Below are 18,012 nucleotides of genomic sequence, written 5' to 3'. Positions count from 1 at the left end.
GTCCTATACCAGCCCCGTCAGATAATAGACCGCGATCACCACGAAGACGGTGAAGGTCTTGATCAACGTCAGAGCGAAAATATCCTTATAGGCCTGCCGGTGCGTCAGGCCCGTCACCGCCAGCAAGGTGATGATCGCGCCATTGTGCGGCAGGCTGTCCATCCCTCCGCTCGCCATGGAGGCCACCCGGTGCAGCACCTCGCGCGGGATGCCCGCCGCATCGCCCGCCGCCGCGAACTGTTCCGCCATGGCGGCAAGCGCGATCGACAGCCCACCCGAAGCCGAGCCGGTGATCCCGGCAAGCGACGTCACGGTAATCGCCTCGTTGACCAGTGGATCGGGCACGGCCTTCAGCGCTTCCTTCACCGCCAGAAAACCCGGCAGCGCGGCGATCACCGCGCCGAAGCCATATTCGACCGCCGTATTCATCCCCGCCAGCAGCGCGCCGCCCACGGCCGCCTTCGACCCATCGGCAAAGCGCCGCGCCACTTGCGGGAAAGCGAAGAGCAGGATCGTCCCTATGCCCAGCAGCAGGGCGCCCTCCACCGCCCAGAGCGCGGCGACCTGAGCCACCTTCACCACGACGGGATCAGTCAGGCCGGCCAGCGACACGGCCACCTCCTCCCCCGCCACAAGGCGCGGGATCAGCATGGTCAGCGCCAGATTGCCCAATCCCACCACCAGCAGCGGCAGCAGGGCGATCAGCGGATGCACGGTCCGATCGCCCCGGTCCGCGGCTTCCGGCTCGTTCACCAGGGTCTCCGGCGCGCCATAGCCCTCCCCCGCCGCCTGCATCGCGCGCCTGCGCCAGCCCAGATAGGTGAGGCCCAGACCCATGATGCAGACCGATCCTGCCAGACCCAGCACCGGCGCCGCCCAGGCGGTCGTGCCGAAGAAGCTGGTCGGGATGATGTTCTGGATCTGCGGCGTTCCCGGCATCGCATCCATGGTGAAGGTGATGGCGCCAAGACCGATGGTCGCGGGTATCAGCCGCTTGGGAATGTCGCCCTGCCGGAACATCTCCGCGGCGAAGGGATAGACGGCGAACACCGCCACGAACACCGAAACGCCGCCATAGGTCAGCAGCGCCGACACCAGCATGATCGCGGGGATCGCCTGGCCTGCCCCCACCAGCCCGATCACGGCGGTCACGATCGCGCGCGAGAAGCCGGAAACCTCTATCAGCTTGCCGAACAGCGCGCCGAGCAGGAATACCGGGAAATAAAGCTTCAGGAAGCTTCCCACCCTTTCCATGAAAACGCCGGAAAAGACCGCTGGCACGGCGGCGGGATCGGTCAGGAACACGGCCAGCATCGCCAGCAGCGGCGCCATCACGATGACGCTCATCCCCCGATAGGCCGCGACCATCAGCAATATCAGCGACAGGGCCGCTATTCCGACCGCCATAAGATACCCCCCTCCGTTCGGGCTGAACCTGTCGAAGCCCGCCCGTCAATCCTTGCAACCGAGATTAAAGAAGAAAAGGGCTTCGACAAGCTCATCCCGAACGGTAAAATTGCGTGCCCCTGCTGCGCCGATCCGCCCTTGCCTTTCCCGCGCATTTCCGTCATAGGCGCCGCTTCGCACGACCCGGGGTGACTCGCGGTCGCGCGAATCAATGCTTGAGACGACAGCCGGAGGGGCGTTCCACATGGGGTGGGCGTCAGCGATCGGCCAACAGATGAGGCAATACCCATGGCTCTTTACGAGCATGTGTTCCTTGCGCGCCAGGATCTGGCACAGGCGCAGGTGGACGCTCTGGCGGAAACCGCCACCAAGATCGTCGAGGATATGCAGGGCAAGGTGACGAAGGTCGAGACCTGGGGCCTGCGCTCGCTGGCCTACAAGATCGCCAAGAACCGCAAGGCGCATTATGTGATGCTGAACATCGACGCCCCGGCCGGCGTCGTCGCGGAACTGGAGCGCCAGACGCAGATCAACGAAGACATCATCCGCTACATGACCATCAAGGTCGATGAGCTGGAGACCGGTCCGTCGGTCATGATGCGCAAGCAGGAACGCGCCGAACGCGGTCCGCGCGGCGATCGTGGCGACCGCAATGATCGTGGGGGCGATCGCGGCCCGCGCCGCGAGCGCGAAGAAGCCGCCGGCGAATAAGGAGATCTGAACCATGGCACGCCCGTTTTTCCGCCGCCGCAAGAGCTGCCCCTTCGCCGCCAAGGATGCGCCGAAGATCGATTACAAGGACGTCCGTCTGCTGCAGGGCTTCGTGTCCGAACGCGGCAAGATCGTCCCCAGCCGCATCACCGCGGTGTCCGCCAAGAAGCAGCGCGAGCTGGCCCAGGCCATCAAGCGCGCCCGTCACCTGGGCCTGCTGCCCTATATCGTGAAGTAAGGGAGAAAGACCCATGGAAATCATTCTCCTTGAACGCATCGAGAAGCTGGGCGCCATCGGCGACGTCGTCACCGTGAAGGACGGTTACGCGCGTAACTACCTGCTGCCCAACAAGAAGGCGCTGCGTTCGAACGCCGCCAACAAGAAGGTCTTCGAAGCGAACCGCGCGAAGATCGAGGCCGACAACGCCGCTCGCCGCTCGGACGCCGAAAAGGCTGCCGAAGGCGTGAACGGCAAGCAGATCGTCCTGATCCGCCAGTCGTCGAACGCCGGCCACCTCTATGGTTCGGTCGCCGTCCGTGACGTCGTCGAAGCGCTGCACGCCGATGGCGTCACCAACGTCACCAAGGCGATGGTGGTTCTGGAGCGCCCGATCAAGACGCTCGGCGTGTTCGACGTCAAGGTCGCGCTGCACCCCGAAGTGGCCGTCACCGTCACGGTGAACGTCGCCCGCTCGCCGGAAGAAGCCGAACTTCAGTCGCAGGGCGTCGATGTGATGGCCGATCTGTTCGAAAAGGACGAAAGCGGCTTCACCGAAGATTACGATCCGAATGCGGAACCCGGCGAAATCGCCGTGGAAGCCGAAGAAGCTCCGGCCGAAGAAGCCTGAGTTTTCCTTTCCGGACGATAACAGGAAAGCCGCCCCTCACCGGGCGGCTTTTTTGTTGTTGCCGGGCATATGCCTCGAATGGGTGAGAGACTTTCCGGTGGGTTGGAAGGTCCGTGGAAACATCGCTTTCCAACCCTATCCGCGACGTGAAGCTCAGCCCCTCGCCTTGCGGTCCGGCGACAGGGCGATGATCGTCACGCCGGCCAGCGCCAGCGTCCCGCCACCGATCATCACGGCGGTGATGGGGGTTCCGAAATAAAGCGAGGCGAACACCGTCGACATCACCGGCGCCGCCAGCATCAATGGCATGATCGTCGAGATCGGATAGCGCTGGAGCAGCCAGGCCAGCGTTCCCTGCCCGATGATCGTCGACCCAAGGCAGCTGAAGGCGAACCAGGCCGCCGGCACCCATCCGACATGCGCCAGGCCCGCGATGGCCGGCCGTTCGAACATCAGCGCGAAGGGAGCGAGGGTCAGGGCGCCCATCAGGCCATTCCAGGCCTGGCCGTTCATCACGCTGACGCCCGCCAGCCTGCGCTGCACCAGCGTGGCGCCGCCCCAGGTCATCGCCGCGCTCGCCATCACCAGCACGGCAGGCACTTCGGTCAGGATGTGCGGATCGAAAACCAGCGCCGCGACTCCGGCAAAGGCCAGCATGACCCCCGCGACCTTGCGCGCGTTGAGCTTTTCCCCCAGCAGCAGCGCGCCCAGCAGCAGGGAGAAAGGCACGCTGAGCTGCCCCGCAATGGCCAGGGCGCCGACATTGGTGGCCATGAACAGCGCGATGTTCAGCAGCAGCAGGAACAAGCCGCCGTTCAGGAACCCGTAGAGCGCCAGCCAGCCCGTCCGCCCGGGCAGCGACCGGATCGCGGGCGCGCACAGCAGGAACACCACCCCCATGCGCAGCGCCACCGACAGCAGCGGCGCGGTGGCGTCCACCACCACCTTCATCGCGATCACGTTGAGCGCGAACATCAGGTTCACCAGCAGGGCCAGGACCATTCCCAGCGGCCCGAAGCGCCGCATGGCCTCTCCACCACCCTCCATCGCATGTCCTTCTTCCGGTCCGATCTTCAATTCCTGTTCAGACTCAGGCTGCTATTTGTTATTTATGCACACTGGTATAGATTCCAGCCGGTCATGAAGGGAAGAGGATAACTGATGATTTCGAAATTCGTCGCGCTTGCCGCTGCCACGCTGATTGCGAGCCCCGCACTCGCCCAGGCGGGCGACGCCGCCAAGGGCAAGGCGGTTTTCGCCCGCTGCATGGCGTGCCACACGGTCGATCCGGGGGTCAACCGGCTGGGCCCTTCGCTGGCCGGCGTGGTGGGCCGGACGTCCGGCACGGTTCCGGGTTTCGCCTATTCGGCGGCGATGAAGAACGCCAAGATCCGTTGGGACGCAAAGTCGCTCGACGCCTTCCTGGCCAAGCCGACGGCGAAGGTGCCGGGCAGCAAGATGATCTTCGCGGGCCTGCCCAACCCCGCGGATCGCGCCAATCTGATCGCCTATCTCGCCACGGCGGGCAAGAAATGATCTGAAAACTATCCTATAGTGCAAAAATCATTGCGCTAGCCGCCCTGTCCCGCTATCTGTTGAGTCAAGCGATGCAGCAGAACTTCAGGGACAGGAGCGGATGCGATTTTCCGACGACAGGATGATGACGGGAGCGCAGGCATGAACGCCCGCGCTCTCGAAGGGGTGAAGGTGCTGGACCTTTCGCGGGTCCTCGCCGGCCCCTGGTCGACGCAGATCCTGGCCGATTTCGGCGCGGATGTGATCAAGATCGAGCTGCCCGGCCATGGCGACGACACCCGCGCCTGGGGGCCGCCCTATCTGACCGGCGCGGATGGCGAGCCGGAGATCGGCACCAGCGCCTATTATCTGTCCTGCAACCGCAACAAGCGTTCCGCCGCGATCAACCTTGCGACGCCGCAGGGCGCGGACCTCATCCGCAAGCTCGCCGCGCAGGCCGACATAGTGGTCGAGAATTTCAAGGTCGGCGGCCTGAAGAAATACGGCCTCGATTATGAGAGCCTTCGTGGCGTGAACCCGCGCCTCGTCTATTGCTCCATCACCGGCTTCGGCCAGACCGGCCCCTATGCCGATCGTGGCGGCTACGACTTCGTGGCGCAGGGCATGGGCGGCTTCATGAGCATCACGGGGGAAGAGGATGGCGGCCCGCTACGCGCCGGCGTCGCCATGGCGGACCTGTCGACCGGCATGTTCGCCACCGTCTCCATCCTGATGGCGCTGCGTCATGCCGAACGAACCGGCGAGGGGCAGCAGATCGACGTGTCGCTGCTCGACACCCAGATCGCGATGCTCGCCAATCAGGGCATGAACTGGCTCGTCGGCAATGTGGTGCCGGGGCGCCTGGGCAACCGCCATCCGACCGTCGTGCCCTACAAGACGTTCGAGGTGGCGGACGGCGTGATGATCATCGCCATTGGCAACGACCGGCAGTTCCGCGCCTTCTGCACGGAAATGGGCCATTCGGAACTCGGCACCGATCCGCGCTTCGCCACCAGCGCCCAGCGGCTGATCAACCGCGAGGAAATCGAGGCGAAGGTGCAGGAGATCGTCCGCCCCTTCCCCCGCGACGCGCTGATGGCGCGCTTCGTCGCGGCGGGCGTGCCCGCCGGGCCGGTCAATACGATCAGGGACGTGTTCGAAGACCCTTTCATCGCGGCGCGGCAGACCGTCCACCGCTTCCGCCGGGAAGAGGATGGGGTGGAGATTCCGACCGTCGCCTATCCGGGCAAGCTGTCCGCCACGCCCGCCGACTACCGATATTGCCCGCCCCGCGTGGGCGAACATAGCCGCGAGATATTGGGCCAGTGGCTCGGCCTCGACGATGCGGCGCTCGATGCGCTGGCCGCCGAAGGTGCGATCGCCCAGCGCCCTGCCCAGGAGGGAACAGAAGCATGAAACTCGACAACAGCGTTGCCGCCATCGTGACGGGCGGCGCATCCGGGCTGGGCGAAGCGACCGCCCGCGCGCTCGCCGCCAGGGGGGTGAAGGTCGCCCTGTTCGACTTCAACGAGGAGACGGGGAACAGGGTCGCAGCCGAAATCGGCGGCACCTTCTGCAAGGTCGACGTCACCGACGAAGCATCGGTCGATGCGGGATTCGAACAGGCCCGCGCCGCCCATGGGCAGGAACGGATCATCGTCAATTGCGCGGGCACCGGCAATGTCGTCAAGACCGCCTCGCGCGACCGCGAAACCGGCGCGATCAGGGCCTTCCCCACCGACCAGTTCGAACGGATCGTCCAGATCAACCTGATCGGCACCTTCCGCTGCTGCGCCAAGTCGGCGGCGGGGATGCTGACGCTGGAGCCGCTGGAGGACAATGCGCGGGGCGTGATCATCAACACATCCAGCGCGGCGGCGGTGGACGGCCAGATCGGCCAGGCGGCCTATAGCGCGTCGAAGGGCGGCATCGTCAGCCTGACGCTCCCCATGGCCCGCGACCTGATGGGCGAGGGCATCCGCGTCAACGCGATCCTGCCCGGCATTTTCGACACGCCGCTGATGGCGCGGGCGAGCGACAAGGTGCGCGACGCGCTGTCGGCCACGGTCCCCTTCCCCAAGCGCTTCGGCAAGCCGGAAGAGTTCGCCGCCATGGCGCTGGCGATGATCGAGAATGACTATTGGAACGGCGAATATGTGCGGCTGGACGGCGGCCTGCGCATGCCGCCGCGCTGAGGAGAGCGACCATGTCCGAGGAAGTGCAGCCTGAATATGTGACCTACAGGGTCGAGGACGGCGTCGCATGGGTGATGCTGAACCGCCCGCAATATAGCAATGCGCAGAATTACCGGCTGCTTGGGCAGCTCGACAATGCGTTCAAGCGCGCGGTCGAGGATGACGAAGTGAAGGTCATCGTGCTGGGCGGCGAAGGCAAGCATTTTTCCGCCGGCCACGACATCGGCACGCCGGAGAAGGACAGCAACATGCCCCGGTTCCGCACGACCCTTTGGTGGGATCACCTCAACAAGGGCGGCGCGGAGCGGCAATATGTGCTGGAGCAAGACGGCTATCTCGGCCTCTGCCGCCGCTGGCAGGAAATTCCCAAGCCGATGATCGCCATGGTGCAGGGCGCCTGCATCGCGGGCGGGCTGATGCTGGCCTGGGTCTGCGACCTGATCGTCGCGTCGGAGGACGCCTTCTTCCAGGACCCGGTGCAGCGCATGGCCCAGCCGGGGGTCGAATATTTCGCCCATGCCTTCGAACTGCCGCCGCGCGTCGCCCGCGAACTGCTGCTACTCGGCCGCCGCATGCCGGCCCAGCGCGCCTATCAGTTCGGCATGGTGAACGAGATTTTCCCGCGCGAGACGCTGCGTGAGGAAGTCGCGAAGATCGCCGCCGAAATCGCCCAGCATGACCGCTTCGGAATGGCGCTTACCAAGCAGGCGTTCAACTTCGTGGAAGACCTGCGCGGCAAGCGGCAGGCGATGGACGGCGTGTTCCACATGCACCACCTGGCCCATGCGCATAACCAGCTGATGACCGGCAATCTCGTCGGCGGGCTGGACGCCAAGGCGATGGCGACGGCCAACAAGAAGCAGGCCGGCGAAGGATGAGCGCGGCAGTGGAACTGGAAAAGACGGTGCTGGTCCTTCCCGGCCTTCCCGCGCTGCTTTCGGGCGCGGCGGATGCCGCACAGGCCTTCGTCGCCGCCGTCCAACCGCAGGTGAAGGCGCGCATCGCCAACGACAAGGGACAGGTCGACCGCGTGCTGGCCGATGTGGAGCAGCATGTCGTCCACGGCTTCGGCTGGTTCGCCTCCTATGCGGAGATGATGCGGGAGGTCGCCAACTGGGCCGCCCATCTCGACGCGCAGGGCGCGTTCGGGGAGGTCGAGGCGCTGCTCGCCCAACTCCTGTTCGCGGAATATGGCGCGCAGATGCTGGGCGGCATTTCCATGAACCAGGGCGAGGTGATCCGCGCCACCGACCTGACCGACGACCTGTCGACGCTCGACGCGCCTGCTTTCCGCACCCTTGTCCGTGAGGGCGGCGGGCAGGCGGTGAAATCGGCCATCGCCCGCCACCTCATTGCCCGGCGGGGTCATGCCACGCTGGAAAATTGCGGGCTGGACGAAATGTTCGACATGGTGCGCGAGCAGTTCTTCGCCTTTTCGAACGAGAAGGTCGCGCCCTTCGCCCATGACTGGCATCTGAAGGATGAATTGATCCCCCTGCCCCTGGTCGAGGAACTGGGCGCAATGGGCGTGTTCGGCATGACCATTCCGGAAGCGTTCGGCGGGCTGGGCATGGGCAAGACCGCCATGTGCGTCGTGTCGGAGGAACTGTCGCGCGGATGGATCGGCGTGGGGTCGCTCGCCACCCGATCCGAAATCGCGGCGGAACTGATCCTGACCGGCGGCACCGACGGGCAGAAGGCCCATTGGCTGCCGCAGATCGCCAATGCATCGATCCTGCCGACCGCCGTCTTCACGGAGCCCGACACCGGTTCGGACCTGGGTTCGCTGCGCACTCGCGCGGCGCTGGCCGATGGCGAATATCGGGTGAACGGCAACAAGACGTGGATCACCCACGCCGCCCGCGCGGACGTGATGACGCTGCTGGTCCGCACCGATCCCGGCACGAAGAATTACAGCGGCCTTTCCATGCTGATCGCGCCCAAGCAGCGCGGCACGGTGGCCGATCCCTTCCCCACGCCGGGCATGAGCGGCGGCGAGATCGAGGTGATCGGCTATCGCGGCATGAAGGAATATGAGATCGGCTTCGACGATTTCCGCGTGCCCGCCCAGAACCTGCTGGGGGGCGTTGAGGGGCAGGGCTTCAAGCAGCTCATGGCGACATTCGAATCCGCGCGAATCCAGACGGCCGCCCGCGCCATCGGCGTGGCGCAGGCCGCGCTCGACATCGGCCTTTCCTATGCGCTCGACCGCAAGCAGTTCGGCCGCCCGATCTTCGACTTCCCCCGTGTCGCCAACAAGCTGGCGATGATGGCGGCGGAGATCATGGGCGCGCGCCAGCTCACCTATTTCGCCGCGCGCCGCAAGGATGAGGGGAAGCGCTGCGACCTGGAGGCCGGCATGGCCAAGCTGATCGGCGCCCGCGTCGCCTGGGCGGCGGCCGACAATGCGTTGCAGATTCATGGCGGCAACGGCTTTGCGACCGAATATCAGGTGAGCCGCCTGCTCGCGGATGCGCGCATCCTGAACATCTTCGAGGGCGCGGGGGAAATCCAGGCGCAGGTGATCGCACGGCGGCTGCTGGACGGCGGGAATTGAGAAGGCGGCTCATGGCGAAAGGCGGCGGGGCGCGTAGACTCCCCTGAACCACGGTTCCGGCGGCCCACCCCCCTTTTCGCGAGCGCCTGGGTTTAAAGCCCCAGGCGGCTCCAGAACTCGTCGGGTTTGACCGGCGTCGCGGTTTCGGACCCGCGTTCGGGACGTGTCCAGGAGGAATGGGGGATGTGGATTTGCGGGCTGGAGCCGAAACGGCGTTGCCGGCGGGCACGAGTGGCATTCTGGGTCATCGTCTTCTCCTGTCGAGGAGGAACACGAAACCTTGCGTCGTCGCTTCAGTACCGTGCGCTTTAGCCGTTGGTGACGCGGAGCAAGCTGACATCCTTCAAAAGCCGCGGAGCGTTGCGCTCGGCAATATATCTACTCAATTTGTAGAGAGATGGAAGAAAGCTTTGCTTAAGACGGCGAGACCACAGGTTTCACGATATGGGGGACGCGGAACCGTCCTGCGGGTGGAAGCGAGCCGTCCGGAACGAGGTGGGACGCCCGTCAGAACGCCACATTATAAAGGAACCAGCCCACGATCAGCAGGCTCGTCACAACACAGAGGCGATCACCAAAAATGTCGATCCGCGACATCGCTTACATCCTTCCTCGGTCGAGCGATCTCCGTCGCTTCGTTCATGAAGGATAAACCATCAGCGGGGACAAAGGAATAGGATAAGTGCGGCAGGCGGAGACATAAAAGCGCCGGATGGAAAAAGCAGAGGCTTGAACCGCCGCCGTGCAAAAAGGCCCGGGCGTGGCCGGTCCCGATAAAATTCCAGCAATTCGCCTGAATTCAGACCTTTACCGAAAATCCGCGCCGCGATGGTTCAGGAAGGAACGGGTCGCCTCCTCCGGTCCCTTATAGGCCTCCTGAAACTCAGCGCTCCAATATTTGAGGTCTTCCAGATCGATGCGCGCGCCGGAAACCGCGCAAAGGACGAACTGTCCCGGACGCATGACCTCAAAATGCGGCGTGTCGTAGTGCAGCACCGCCAATCCCTGAATGTCCGCCATCAGTCGCCGGTCAGGATGCGGTCGACAAGTTGCTTCACGGTCGGCACGAACCCGTTCGAATAGAAGGGGTCCTGCTTGAACTTGTAGGCGCCATGGCCCGCGAAGAGCAGATTCTTGTCGAGGTCGCCGCCATGAACGGCCTCCTGCAGCGATTTCTGGATGCAGAAGCTGCGCGGATCGGCCAGGCGGCCGGTCGAATTGGTCTCGCTGTCCATCCAGCTTGAAAAGGCGCACTGGCTGAGGCAGCCCATGCAATCGGTCTGGTCCTTGCGGATTTCGGCCTTTTCCTCCTCCGTCACGAAGACGAGCGTATTGTCCGGCGTCTTGAGCGCGGAGGTGAAGCCCTGCCCCACCCATTCGCGGGCGCGCAGAAGGTCGCCGCGCGTCACCCAGAAATTCTTGCCCTTCACGCCGGCGTCGAGCTGATGCGTATGGTCGCCGGCCTGTTCGGTGCTGAACGGAATCTGCCGTTCCGATCGGGCTTCCAGGGAGCGCAGGAAGGGATTGCGGACGGCCGAACTGTAGAAGCCGGTCGGCGAGAAGCGGTGGAGCAGCACGTCGCCCGGCTCCAGCTGCATCAGCCGTTCCTTCCACGCCTGCGGGATCGGGCTTTCCTGCGTCAGCAGCGGACGGGTGCCGAACTGGAACATGATCGCGCCCAGTTCCGGATTGTCGATCCAGTCGTTCCAGTCCTTGAGCGCCCAGACGCCGCCTGCCATGACGATGGGCACATCGTCGGAAATGCCCCCCTCCCGCATGGTGGCGCGCAGGTCGCGGACGCGGGGATAGGGGTCCTGCGGCACCTTGGGATCTTCGGCATTGGACAGGCCGTTATGGCCGCCCGCCAGCCACGGGTCCTCATAGACCACCGCCGCCAGCCATTCCGATGCCTTGGAATAGGCGCGCTTCCACAGGGCGCGGAAGGCGCGGCCGGAACTGACGATGGGCAGATAGTTGACGCCGTAGGAGGCGGCGATCTCCGACAGCTTGTAGGGCATGCCCGCGCCGCAGGTCACGCCCGCGACCATTCCCTTCGTCTTTTCCAGGACACCGTGGAGGACGCGCTGCGCACCGCCCATTTCCCAGAGCACGTTGATGTTGATCGCCCCCTTGCCACCGGCGATTTCGAAGGCCCGCTTCACCTGTTCGACCGCGCCGTCTATCGCATAGGCGATCAGTTCCTCATGGCGGTCGCGGCGGGTGCGGCCATGATAGATCTGGGGAATGACGTTGCCGAAGCTGTCATAGCTGTCCGCATTGACCGCCGACACCGTGCCGATGCCGCCGGCCGCCGCCCAGGCGCCGGAACTGGCATGGTTGGAAACGGCTACCCCCTTGCCGCCTTCGACCAATGGCCAGACTTCCCGGCCGCCGTAAACGATGGGCTTCAACCCCTTGAACAACGCAATCTCCCGCGCAAAAATCCCGTGGCCCCCGACCACCTGAACGCCGCCCTATAGCAGCTTTACGGTCGGATGACGAATATTTGGGCGCGCCCTACCGCAAAATATGGGGGCTGGATAGTGCCTGACCGTAAAGGCCGGCATAGGCGTCCACCATGGCGGCTTCGGTGAAATCGCGGCAGGCGCGTTGGCGGTTCGCCTCGCCAAGCCTTTGCCGCAGACCGGGATCGCCGGCGAGCGCGCCCAGCGCCGAGGACAGGGCTGCTTCGTCCGGGACGACGAACGGCCGGTTTTCGGGCGCGACCATGGCAGCGACGTCCCCCACATCGGTCGATGCGACGGGCAGGCCCGCCGCCATCGCTTCCACCAGCGAGATCGGGAACTGCTCGCTGTCGGAAGACAAAGCGAAGATGTCGAACAGGCCCATGAAGCGCCACGGTTCCGGCAGGAATCCGGCCATGCAGATGTCGGCCAGTCCGTGGTCCCTGGCTTCCGCCGCTATGGCGTCGCGTTCCGGCCCCTCCCCCACCACCACCAGTTGCAGCCGGTCGCGATGCGGCGCGACGGCGCGGACGAGGCGGCGGATGTTCTTGACCGGGCGCAGGCCCGCCACCGTCCCCACCAGCAGCTTGCCGGCCGTGCGGTCGAGGGCTGGAATGGCATCCGGCACAGGCGGCAGGGCATAGCGCGCCGTGTCTATGCCGTTGCGGATCAGGTGGACCTTTCGCGGCGGCTGACGCCACACCTCGCGGGCGATGCCGTCGAGCCGGACGGACGGGACGACCAGCGCATGGGCGCGCTGAAGCGCCAGGCGGCGATAGAGGTTGCGCTGCGGCTTGAGGCCGCCCGCCTCATCCGCGTTGAAGCCGTCCTCATGATGGATCAGCGGCGGACCGCCATGGATGCGCCGCGCCATCACCGCATCCATCGCGCCCCAATTATAGCTGAGGATGAGGTCGTAGTCCGACAGGAAGGCCGCAATCGCCCGGAAACGCCCGAGGCCCGGCCTGCCGGCGAGTGGAGGAGGCTGGGGGAAATCGACCGGCGTGGCGGGGTCGATGGCGTCCCGCGCGCTCATCAATTGGGGCGCGGCGCTGACGATGCTGTGACGGGCGCGGTCGCCCCAAAGGTTCATCAGGCGCACGGCCCGCGCCTCCTTCCCGCCAAGCGAGAAGCTGCCGTGGACATGCAGCAGCCGGGGCGGCCCGTCGATCTGCCGAGGCCGGCCCGCGGCGAAACGCTCCATGCCGCTCAAGCCGCTTCAGCCATTCAGGACCCGCGCCAGCAGCCGGTCGATGGCGGCGACGGATTCAGGCTCGTCGAGAACGGGGGCGTGACCGACATTGGAGATGACCGCGCACTCCGCGCCGGGACCGATGTCCTCCACCATGCGGGCGGCGGTGGCCGCGGAGAGCAGGTCGGAGCGCTCGCCGCGCAGCACCAGCGTCGGAATTCCGCGAAAGGCCTGCATGACCGGCCACATGTCGACGCTCGCCTCGCTGCCCGCGACCCGCAGCGGCTCCGCTATGCGCATGTCATAGTCGAGCACGACGCGCCCCGCGCTGTTGAGGCGGTAGAGGCGCTTGGCCATGGCCAGCCATTGGTCGAGGCCATAGCCGGGATAGACGTCGCCGTTGGATTCCTCCAGCGCGCGGGCGGCGTGCACCCAGCTTGGATGCGACTGGCCGATGCCGACATAGGTGCGGATGCGCGCCAGCCCCGCCTCCTCCAGCGTCGGTCCGACATCGTTGAGCAGCGCTCCGGCCAGCCATTCGCGATGGGTCGCCGCGATCAGCATGGTGATGATGCCGCCCAGCGACGTGCCGATGGCGACGAAGCGGGTGATGGCCAGATCCGCCAGCAGGCGGCTGATGTCCTGCAGATAGGTGAGCGGGACATAGGTCATCGGGTCCTTCGCCTGCGCGCTTTCGGCGCGGCCGCGCAAGTCGGGACAGATGAGGCGCCATGGCCCGGCGAGGCGCGCCGCCAGCGGTTCGAAATCGCGGGCGTTGCGGGTCAGGCCCGGCAGGCAGAGCAAGGGAGGGCGGCCATCTTCGCCGCCAGCATAATCGCGATAATGGAGCCTCAGCCCATCGGGGGACCACCAGTATCCGTCGCTATAGCTGCTCAAGCTGCTTGATCCTTCCACCCTGCATCCCCCATATCGCCGCATGCGCCCTGCCCTGCAACCCGCCAAATTCAGCCCCGCGAACGAAATCGCCGTGCTGCAGCCCGATTTTGCCGATCCCGTCGCGGCGGCCGACTTTCCCCGGACCATCCTGCGTTTCCGCAATGACCGCTGGGCGAAAGCCGTGGGCCTGAGCGACCTGAGCGATGAGGAATGGCTGGCGCATTTCGGCCGGTTCCAGCCGCTGGAGGGATCGCTGCCCCAGCCACTGGCGCTGCGCTATCATGGGCATCAGTTCCGCGTGTACAATCCCGACATCGGGGACGGCCGCGGTTTCCTGTTCGCGCAGCTTCGGGACGGGGCCGGCCGGTTGCTCGACCTGGGCACCAAGGGTTCCGGCCGGACGCCCTACAGCCGCTTCGGGGACGGCAGGCTGACGCTGAAGGGCGGCGTGCGGGAGATATTGGCGACGGAGATGCTCGAGGCGCTGGGCGTCAACACCTCCAGGACCTTTTCCATCATCGAGACGGGCGAGGCGCTGGAGCGCAACGACGAACCTTCCCCCACCCGCGCGGCGGTGATGGTGCGGCTCAGCCACTCGCATATCCGCATCGGGTCTTTCCAGCGGGCGGCCTATTTCGACGACAAGGCGCTGCTGGAGCGGCTCGTCGACTATGCGCTGACGAAGCTCTACGGCGAGGCGCCGGGCGACAATCCTCCCGCGCAACTGCTGGGCCGGGTCGTGGAGCGCACGGCCGATCTGGCCGCGAGCTACATGGTGGCGGGCTTCGTCCATGGCGTGCTCAACAGCGACAACATCAATGTGACGGGCGAGAGCTTCGACTATGGGCCCTGGCGGTTCACGCCGCTTTGGGAAGCGGGGTTCACCGCCGCCTATTTCGACCATGCCGGGCTCTATGCCTTCGGACGGCAGGCGGAAGCGATCCACTGGGACGTGGCGCAGCTCGCCGTGTCGCTGCGTCCCCTGGTGGAGGCCGAACCGCTGATCGAGCAGCTGGAGCGCTTTCCGGCGCTCTATGCCGAGGCGATGGCGCGGCGCTTCTGCTGGCGGTTGGGGGTGGCGCCGACGGACGACGCCTCCACCATGATCGAAGCGGCGGTGCGCGGCATGATCGCGACGCAAAGGCCGATCGATCGCTTCTTCCAGGACTGGCGCGGCGGCGATCCTCGCGACGGCGCGCCTTATGCCGGGGAGGAATGGGCGGGATTTCGCGAGGCCATTGCCGGGTTCGAGGCGAGCGGGCCCCAGGATCATGCCTATTGGGCCGATACGGCGCCCTGCTCCATGCATATCGATGAGGTGGAGGCGATCTGGAGCGGGATTGCCGAGCGGGACGACTGGACGCCGCTGCATGCGAAGGTGGCGGCGATCCGGCGCATGGGCGACGCATTGGGCGGTGCCCCTGATGTGCCCTGAATTCTCCTCCGCTGGCGGGGCGGACGGGCTTTCCGTTACGTCGGCTTGCCCTTCCGCTCGCCACGCCCGCTTCCCCCTCCCCGAGGGAGGAGGGAGCGGTTTGCCGCCCCTTCCCTAACGCCCCATTATCCTCCATATCGGTGCCATGTCCGCCACGCTGACTTCGTTCGAACCCGCCACTGGTGCTCTTTTGTGGCAGGGGACTGCCAGCGACGTGGAGGCGGAGGTCGCCCGCGCCTGTGCCGCCTGGCCGAAATGGGCCGCCCAGCCCATCGCCTATCGCATCGAAACGCTGCGCCGCTTCGTCAATGTCGTGCGCGCCAATGAGGAGGCGCTGGCCGACCTGATCGCCCGCGAAACCGGCAAGCCCCTGTGGGATGCGCGGACCGAAGTGACGGCGGTGATGAACAAGGTCGACATTTCCGTCGCCGCCTTTTCCGAACGCACCGGGCAGAGACGGCTTGAAGCGGCGATGGGCGCGCGTCAGTCCGTGCGGCACAAGCCGCATGGCGTCATGGCGGTGCTGGGGCCGTATAATTTCCCGGCGCATCTGCCCAATGGGCATATCGTTCCCGCGCTGCTGGCCGGCAATGCCGTCGTCTTCAAGCCGTCGGAAAAGACGCCGGCCGTGGGCGAGATGCTGGTGCGTTTCTACCATGAGGCGGGCGTGCCGGAGGATGCCGTCCGGCTGGTGCTGGGCGGACCCGACGAGGGCAAGGCGCTGGCCGCCCATCCCGATGTGGGGGGCATTCTCTTCACCGGGTCGGCGCAGACGGGCATCGCGATCAACCGGCAGTTCGCGGCCAATCCCGGCAAGATACTGGCGCTGGAAATGGGCGGGAACAACCCGATCGTCGCCTGGGATACGGCCGACATCGCCAGCGCCGCGACGCTGATCGTCCAGTCGGCCTTCCTGTCGAGCGGGCAGCGCTGCACGGCCGCGAGCCGGCTGATCGTCAGGGAGGAGCTGGCCGACACGCTGGTCGGAGAGGTCAAGAGGCTGGCGGACCGGCTGATCGTCGACCATCCCCATGCGGACCCCGCGCCTTTCATGGGGCCGGTGATCGACAATCAGGCGGCGGATCATCTGACGGAAAGCTTCCTCTATCTGATGAGCAACGGCGGCAAGCCCATCAAGCACATGGTCCGCACGACCAAGGGGCTGCCCTTCGTGACGCCGGCGATCATCGACGTGACCGCCATGGCGGAGCGGCCCGACGTCGAGCTGTTCGGCCCCCTGTTGCAGGTTGTCCGGGTGCCGGATTTCGAATCCGCGATCCGGGAAGCGAACAATACGCGCTATGGCCTTTCCGCCGCGCTGATCGGGGGATCGCCGGAACAATATAACCAGTTCTGGGCCAATATCCGGGCGGGCATCGTCAACTGGAACCGGCCGACCAATGGGGCATCCTCCTCCGCGCCCTTTGGCGGGGTGGGCATTTCCGGCAATCATAGGCCCAGCGCCTATTATGCGGCCGATTATTGCGCCTATCCGGTCGTGTCGGTGGAGATCGAGCAGCCGCGCGCATCCATCGGCATTGGTCTGAAGGACGTCGATACCAGCCTGATGGGCGATTGAGCGGCCGGGTGGTCTGGCAGCAGAGCGACGGGGCGACAGGATCAAATCGATCCTCCCCAAATTTTCCTTCGCCCTGGCCAACGCATTCTGAATTGAAACCGCGGGCTGTTTTCGCCATCTGCCCAACATGGCTGAAACTCCCATTGCCACTGTCACCCTTGTCGGCGCCGGTCCGGGCGACCCGGAACTCCTGACGCTGCGCGCCGCGCGGCTGATCGGCGAGGCCGAGGTGATCGTGCATGATGGGCTGGTTTCCGGCGAGATCCTGGCGCTCGCCTCCCCACGGGCCGAACTGATCTCTGTCGCCAAGCAGCGCAGCCGTCATTCGGTGCCGCAGGACGGGATCAATGCCCTGCTGGTCGAACTGGCGCTCGCCGGGCGCAGGGTCGTGCGGCTGAAGGGCGGCGATCCCTTCATCTTCGGCCGTGGCGGCGAAGAAATGGAAGCCTGCCGCGCCGCCGGGGTGCCGGTGGAGGTCGTGCCGGGGATCAGCGCCGCCATCGGCTGCGCCGCGCAGGCGCAACTTCCCCTCACCCATCGCGATGCGGCAAGCGCGGTCAGCTTCGTGGCCGGGCAATGCAAGGGGCTGACCGATCAGGACTGGTCCGGGCTGGCGGGCGCGGGACGCACGCTCGTCATCTATATGGGCGTGGCGACGGCGACGGACATTGCCGACAAGCTGATGGCCGACGGCGTGTCGCCGGCCATTCCCGTGGCCGTGCTGGAAAACGGCACGCGCGCCGACATGCGGACGCTGCGCACCCTGCTTGCCGATCTGGGCGAGATGGTCGCGCGGGAGAAGGTGAAAAGCCCTGCCCTGATTGTGGTCGGGGAGGTTGCGGCCTATGCGCTGGCGCAGGATGTGCTGGCCGGCTGGGCCGCGCAGGAGACATTTGGGGCGGAGACTGACAAGTGAAGATTTTGACCGGCAATGACCTCGGCACCGGGGACGTGATCTGGTGGGCGGGCGACGGCTGGTCGCGGCAGGTCGGCGATTCCGTCGACGTGGGCGACAAGGGCGAGGATCTGGCCCGGGCGGAGGAAGCCGCGTTGCGGGTCGTGGGCGCCTATGTGATCGATGCGACCGTGACCGAAGAAGGCGTGCGCCCCGCGCATATCAAGGACCGCATCCGCGCCCTGGGGCCGACGGTGCGCCCCGACCTGACGCTGAAACCGAATGACGCCGATGCCGGCAACTGGGTGATCTGAAC

19 protein-coding genes are annotated in these 18,012 nt (G+C 65.8%); 12 read left to right on the top strand and 7 right to left on the bottom strand.

Features of this window, described 5'->3' with window-relative positions:
• Positions 1–3: 3 nt before the first annotated feature.
• Positions 4–1,407 (bottom strand): GntP family permease, encoded by a 1,404-nt coding sequence (locus H5V43_RS02970; protein WP_025549378.1) that lies wholly within the window; start codon positions 1,405–1,407, stop codon positions 4–6.
• A 288-nt stretch (positions 1,408–1,695) separates the two neighbouring features.
• Between H5V43_RS02970 and rpsF the strand changes: the two genes are divergently transcribed.
• The 3 genes from rpsF to rplI are packed head-to-tail and all read left to right on the top strand — an operon-like array spanning position 1,696 to position 2,966.
• Positions 1,696–2,118, top strand: coding sequence for a 30S ribosomal protein S6 (gene rpsF / locus H5V43_RS02965; protein WP_025549379.1), 423 nt, complete (start codon positions 1,696–1,698; stop codon positions 2,116–2,118).
• Between the two features lie 13 nt (positions 2,119–2,131).
• Positions 2,132–2,356: a 30S ribosomal protein S18 gene (gene rpsR, locus H5V43_RS02960; protein ID WP_004212076.1), complete on the top strand. Its 225-nt coding sequence runs from the start codon at positions 2,132–2,134 to the stop codon at positions 2,354–2,356.
• 13 nt (positions 2,357–2,369) lie between these two features.
• Positions 2,370–2,966 carry a 50S ribosomal protein L9 gene (rplI, locus tag H5V43_RS02955; RefSeq protein ID WP_025549380.1) on the top strand — a complete coding sequence of 199 codons (597 nt, stop codon included), beginning with the start codon at positions 2,370–2,372 and terminating at the stop codon, positions 2,964–2,966.
• A 153-nt stretch (positions 2,967–3,119) separates the two neighbouring features.
• Here rplI and H5V43_RS02950 read toward each other — a convergent pair whose 3' ends face one another.
• A complete protein-coding gene (locus tag H5V43_RS02950) occupies positions 3,120–4,013 on the bottom strand; it encodes a DMT family transporter (RefSeq protein ID WP_037482658.1) in 894 nt (297 codons plus the stop codon).
• Positions 4,014–4,127: 114 nt separating this feature from the next.
• Here H5V43_RS02950 and H5V43_RS02945 point away from each other — a divergent pair, with 114 nt between their 5' ends.
• From H5V43_RS02945 to H5V43_RS02925, 5 genes are all read left to right on the top strand, one after another.
• The gene (locus tag H5V43_RS02945) at positions 4,128–4,502 is read left to right on the top strand and encodes a c-type cytochrome (protein ID WP_025549382.1); all 375 of its coding nucleotides are present in this window, start codon (positions 4,128–4,130) and stop codon (positions 4,500–4,502) included.
• A gap of 141 nt (positions 4,503–4,643) precedes the next feature.
• Positions 4,644–5,897, top strand: coding sequence for a CaiB/BaiF CoA transferase family protein (locus tag H5V43_RS02940; RefSeq protein ID WP_025549383.1), 1,254 nt, complete (start codon positions 4,644–4,646; stop codon positions 5,895–5,897).
• Entirely contained in the window at positions 5,894–6,676 is a 783-nt protein-coding gene (locus H5V43_RS02935; protein WP_025549384.1) for an SDR family NAD(P)-dependent oxidoreductase, read from the top strand. The genes H5V43_RS02940 and H5V43_RS02935 overlap by 4 nt, the downstream gene beginning before the upstream one ends.
• Positions 6,677–6,687: 11 nt before the next feature.
• Positions 6,688–7,554, top strand: coding sequence for an enoyl-CoA hydratase (locus tag H5V43_RS02930; protein WP_025549385.1), 867 nt, complete (start codon positions 6,688–6,690; stop codon positions 7,552–7,554).
• Positions 7,551–9,233, top strand: coding sequence for an acyl-CoA dehydrogenase family protein (locus H5V43_RS02925; protein WP_025549386.1), 1,683 nt, complete (start codon positions 7,551–7,553; stop codon positions 9,231–9,233). The genes H5V43_RS02930 and H5V43_RS02925 overlap by 4 nt, the downstream gene beginning before the upstream one ends.
• Before the next feature lie 92 nt (positions 9,234–9,325).
• Here H5V43_RS02925 and H5V43_RS02920 read toward each other — a convergent pair whose 3' ends face one another.
• From H5V43_RS02920 to H5V43_RS02900, 5 genes are all read right to left on the bottom strand, one after another.
• Positions 9,326–9,481, bottom strand: a complete 156-nt coding sequence (locus H5V43_RS02920; RefSeq protein WP_193666755.1) for a hypothetical protein — start codon at positions 9,479–9,481, stop codon at positions 9,326–9,328.
• A gap of 559 nt (positions 9,482–10,040) precedes the next feature.
• The gene (locus tag H5V43_RS02915) at positions 10,041–10,253 is read right to left on the bottom strand and encodes a DUF2093 domain-containing protein (RefSeq protein WP_025549387.1); all 213 of its coding nucleotides are present in this window, start codon (positions 10,251–10,253) and stop codon (positions 10,041–10,043) included.
• A complete protein-coding gene (locus tag H5V43_RS02910; RefSeq protein ID WP_025549388.1) occupies positions 10,253–11,656 on the bottom strand; it encodes an NAD(P)H-dependent flavin oxidoreductase in 1,404 nt (467 codons plus the stop codon). The genes H5V43_RS02915 and H5V43_RS02910 overlap by 1 nt, the downstream gene beginning before the upstream one ends.
• A 94-nt stretch (positions 11,657–11,750) precedes the next feature.
• Positions 11,751–12,902, bottom strand: coding sequence for a glycosyltransferase family 4 protein (locus tag H5V43_RS02905; protein WP_025549389.1), 1,152 nt, complete (start codon positions 12,900–12,902; stop codon positions 11,751–11,753).
• Positions 12,903–12,917: 15 nt separating this feature from the next.
• Entirely contained in the window at positions 12,918–13,787 is an 870-nt protein-coding gene (locus H5V43_RS02900; RefSeq protein WP_025549390.1) for an alpha/beta fold hydrolase, read from the bottom strand.
• Between the two features lie 40 nt (positions 13,788–13,827).
• Here H5V43_RS02900 and H5V43_RS02895 point away from each other — a divergent pair, with 40 nt between their 5' ends.
• The 4 genes from H5V43_RS02895 to H5V43_RS02880 all read left to right on the top strand — a co-directional run bounded on the left by H5V43_RS02895 (position 13,828) and on the right by H5V43_RS02880 (position 18,010).
• Complete coding sequence (locus tag H5V43_RS02895; protein WP_025549391.1) at positions 13,828–15,222, top strand: protein adenylyltransferase SelO; 1,395 nt, start codon at positions 13,828–13,830, stop codon at positions 15,220–15,222.
• Between the two features lie 145 nt (positions 15,223–15,367).
• Positions 15,368–16,801, top strand: coding sequence for a succinylglutamate-semialdehyde dehydrogenase (gene astD / locus H5V43_RS02890; protein ID WP_025549392.1), 1,434 nt, complete (start codon positions 15,368–15,370; stop codon positions 16,799–16,801).
• A 127-nt stretch (positions 16,802–16,928) separates the two neighbouring features.
• On the top strand, positions 16,929–17,717 hold the full coding sequence (cobA, locus tag H5V43_RS02885) for a uroporphyrinogen-III C-methyltransferase (RefSeq protein ID WP_025549393.1): 789 nt from the start codon (positions 16,929–16,931) through the stop codon (positions 17,715–17,717).
• Complete coding sequence (locus H5V43_RS02880) at positions 17,714–18,010, top strand: DUF2849 domain-containing protein (protein ID WP_025549394.1); 297 nt, start codon at positions 17,714–17,716, stop codon at positions 18,008–18,010. Before cobA ends, H5V43_RS02880 begins: the two co-directional genes overlap by 4 nt.
• The last annotated feature ends 2 nt before the right edge of the window (positions 18,011–18,012 follow it).

The sequence above is a fragment of the Sphingobium fuliginis genome, from assembly GCF_015074805.1.
Classification (GTDB): Bacteria; Pseudomonadota; Alphaproteobacteria; order Sphingomonadales; family Sphingomonadaceae; genus Sphingobium; species Sphingobium fuliginis.
Note: the sequence above shows the minus strand (reverse complement) of the source record. Positions and strands in the feature narration are given on the sequence as shown.

Bases quoted from the DNA above. Each gene is read 5' to 3' on its own strand.
- H5V43_RS02970 (WP_025549378.1), bottom strand. From the start codon at position 1,407: ATGGCGGTCGGAATAGCGGCCCTGTCGCTGATATTGCTGATGGTCGCG.
- rpsF (WP_025549379.1), top strand. From the start codon at position 1,696: ATGGCTCTTTACGAGCATGTGTTCCTTGCGCGCCAGGATCTGGCACAG.
- rpsR (WP_004212076.1), top strand. From the start codon at position 2,132: ATGGCACGCCCGTTTTTCCGCCGCCGCAAGAGCTGCCCCTTCGCCGCC.
- rplI (WP_025549380.1), top strand. From the start codon at position 2,370: ATGGAAATCATTCTCCTTGAACGCATCGAGAAGCTGGGCGCCATCGGC.
- H5V43_RS02950 (WP_037482658.1), bottom strand. From the start codon at position 4,013: ATGGAGGGTGGTGGAGAGGCCATGCGGCGCTTCGGGCCGCTGGGAATG.
- H5V43_RS02945 (WP_025549382.1), top strand. From the start codon at position 4,128: ATGATTTCGAAATTCGTCGCGCTTGCCGCTGCCACGCTGATTGCGAGC.
- H5V43_RS02940 (WP_025549383.1), top strand. From the start codon at position 4,644: ATGAACGCCCGCGCTCTCGAAGGGGTGAAGGTGCTGGACCTTTCGCGG.
- H5V43_RS02935 (WP_025549384.1), top strand. From the start codon at position 5,894: ATGAAACTCGACAACAGCGTTGCCGCCATCGTGACGGGCGGCGCATCC.
- H5V43_RS02930 (WP_025549385.1), top strand. From the start codon at position 6,688: ATGTCCGAGGAAGTGCAGCCTGAATATGTGACCTACAGGGTCGAGGAC.
- H5V43_RS02925 (WP_025549386.1), top strand. From the start codon at position 7,551: ATGAGCGCGGCAGTGGAACTGGAAAAGACGGTGCTGGTCCTTCCCGGC.
- H5V43_RS02920 (WP_193666755.1), bottom strand. From the start codon at position 9,481: ATGACCCAGAATGCCACTCGTGCCCGCCGGCAACGCCGTTTCGGCTCC.
- H5V43_RS02915 (WP_025549387.1), bottom strand. From the start codon at position 10,253: ATGGCGGACATTCAGGGATTGGCGGTGCTGCACTACGACACGCCGCAT.
- H5V43_RS02905 (WP_025549389.1), bottom strand. From the start codon at position 12,902: ATGGAGCGTTTCGCCGCGGGCCGGCCTCGGCAGATCGACGGGCCGCCC.
- H5V43_RS02895 (WP_025549391.1), top strand. From the start codon at position 13,828: ATGCGCCCTGCCCTGCAACCCGCCAAATTCAGCCCCGCGAACGAAATC.
- astD (WP_025549392.1), top strand. From the start codon at position 15,368: ATGTCCGCCACGCTGACTTCGTTCGAACCCGCCACTGGTGCTCTTTTG.
- cobA (WP_025549393.1), top strand. From the start codon at position 16,929: ATGGCTGAAACTCCCATTGCCACTGTCACCCTTGTCGGCGCCGGTCCG.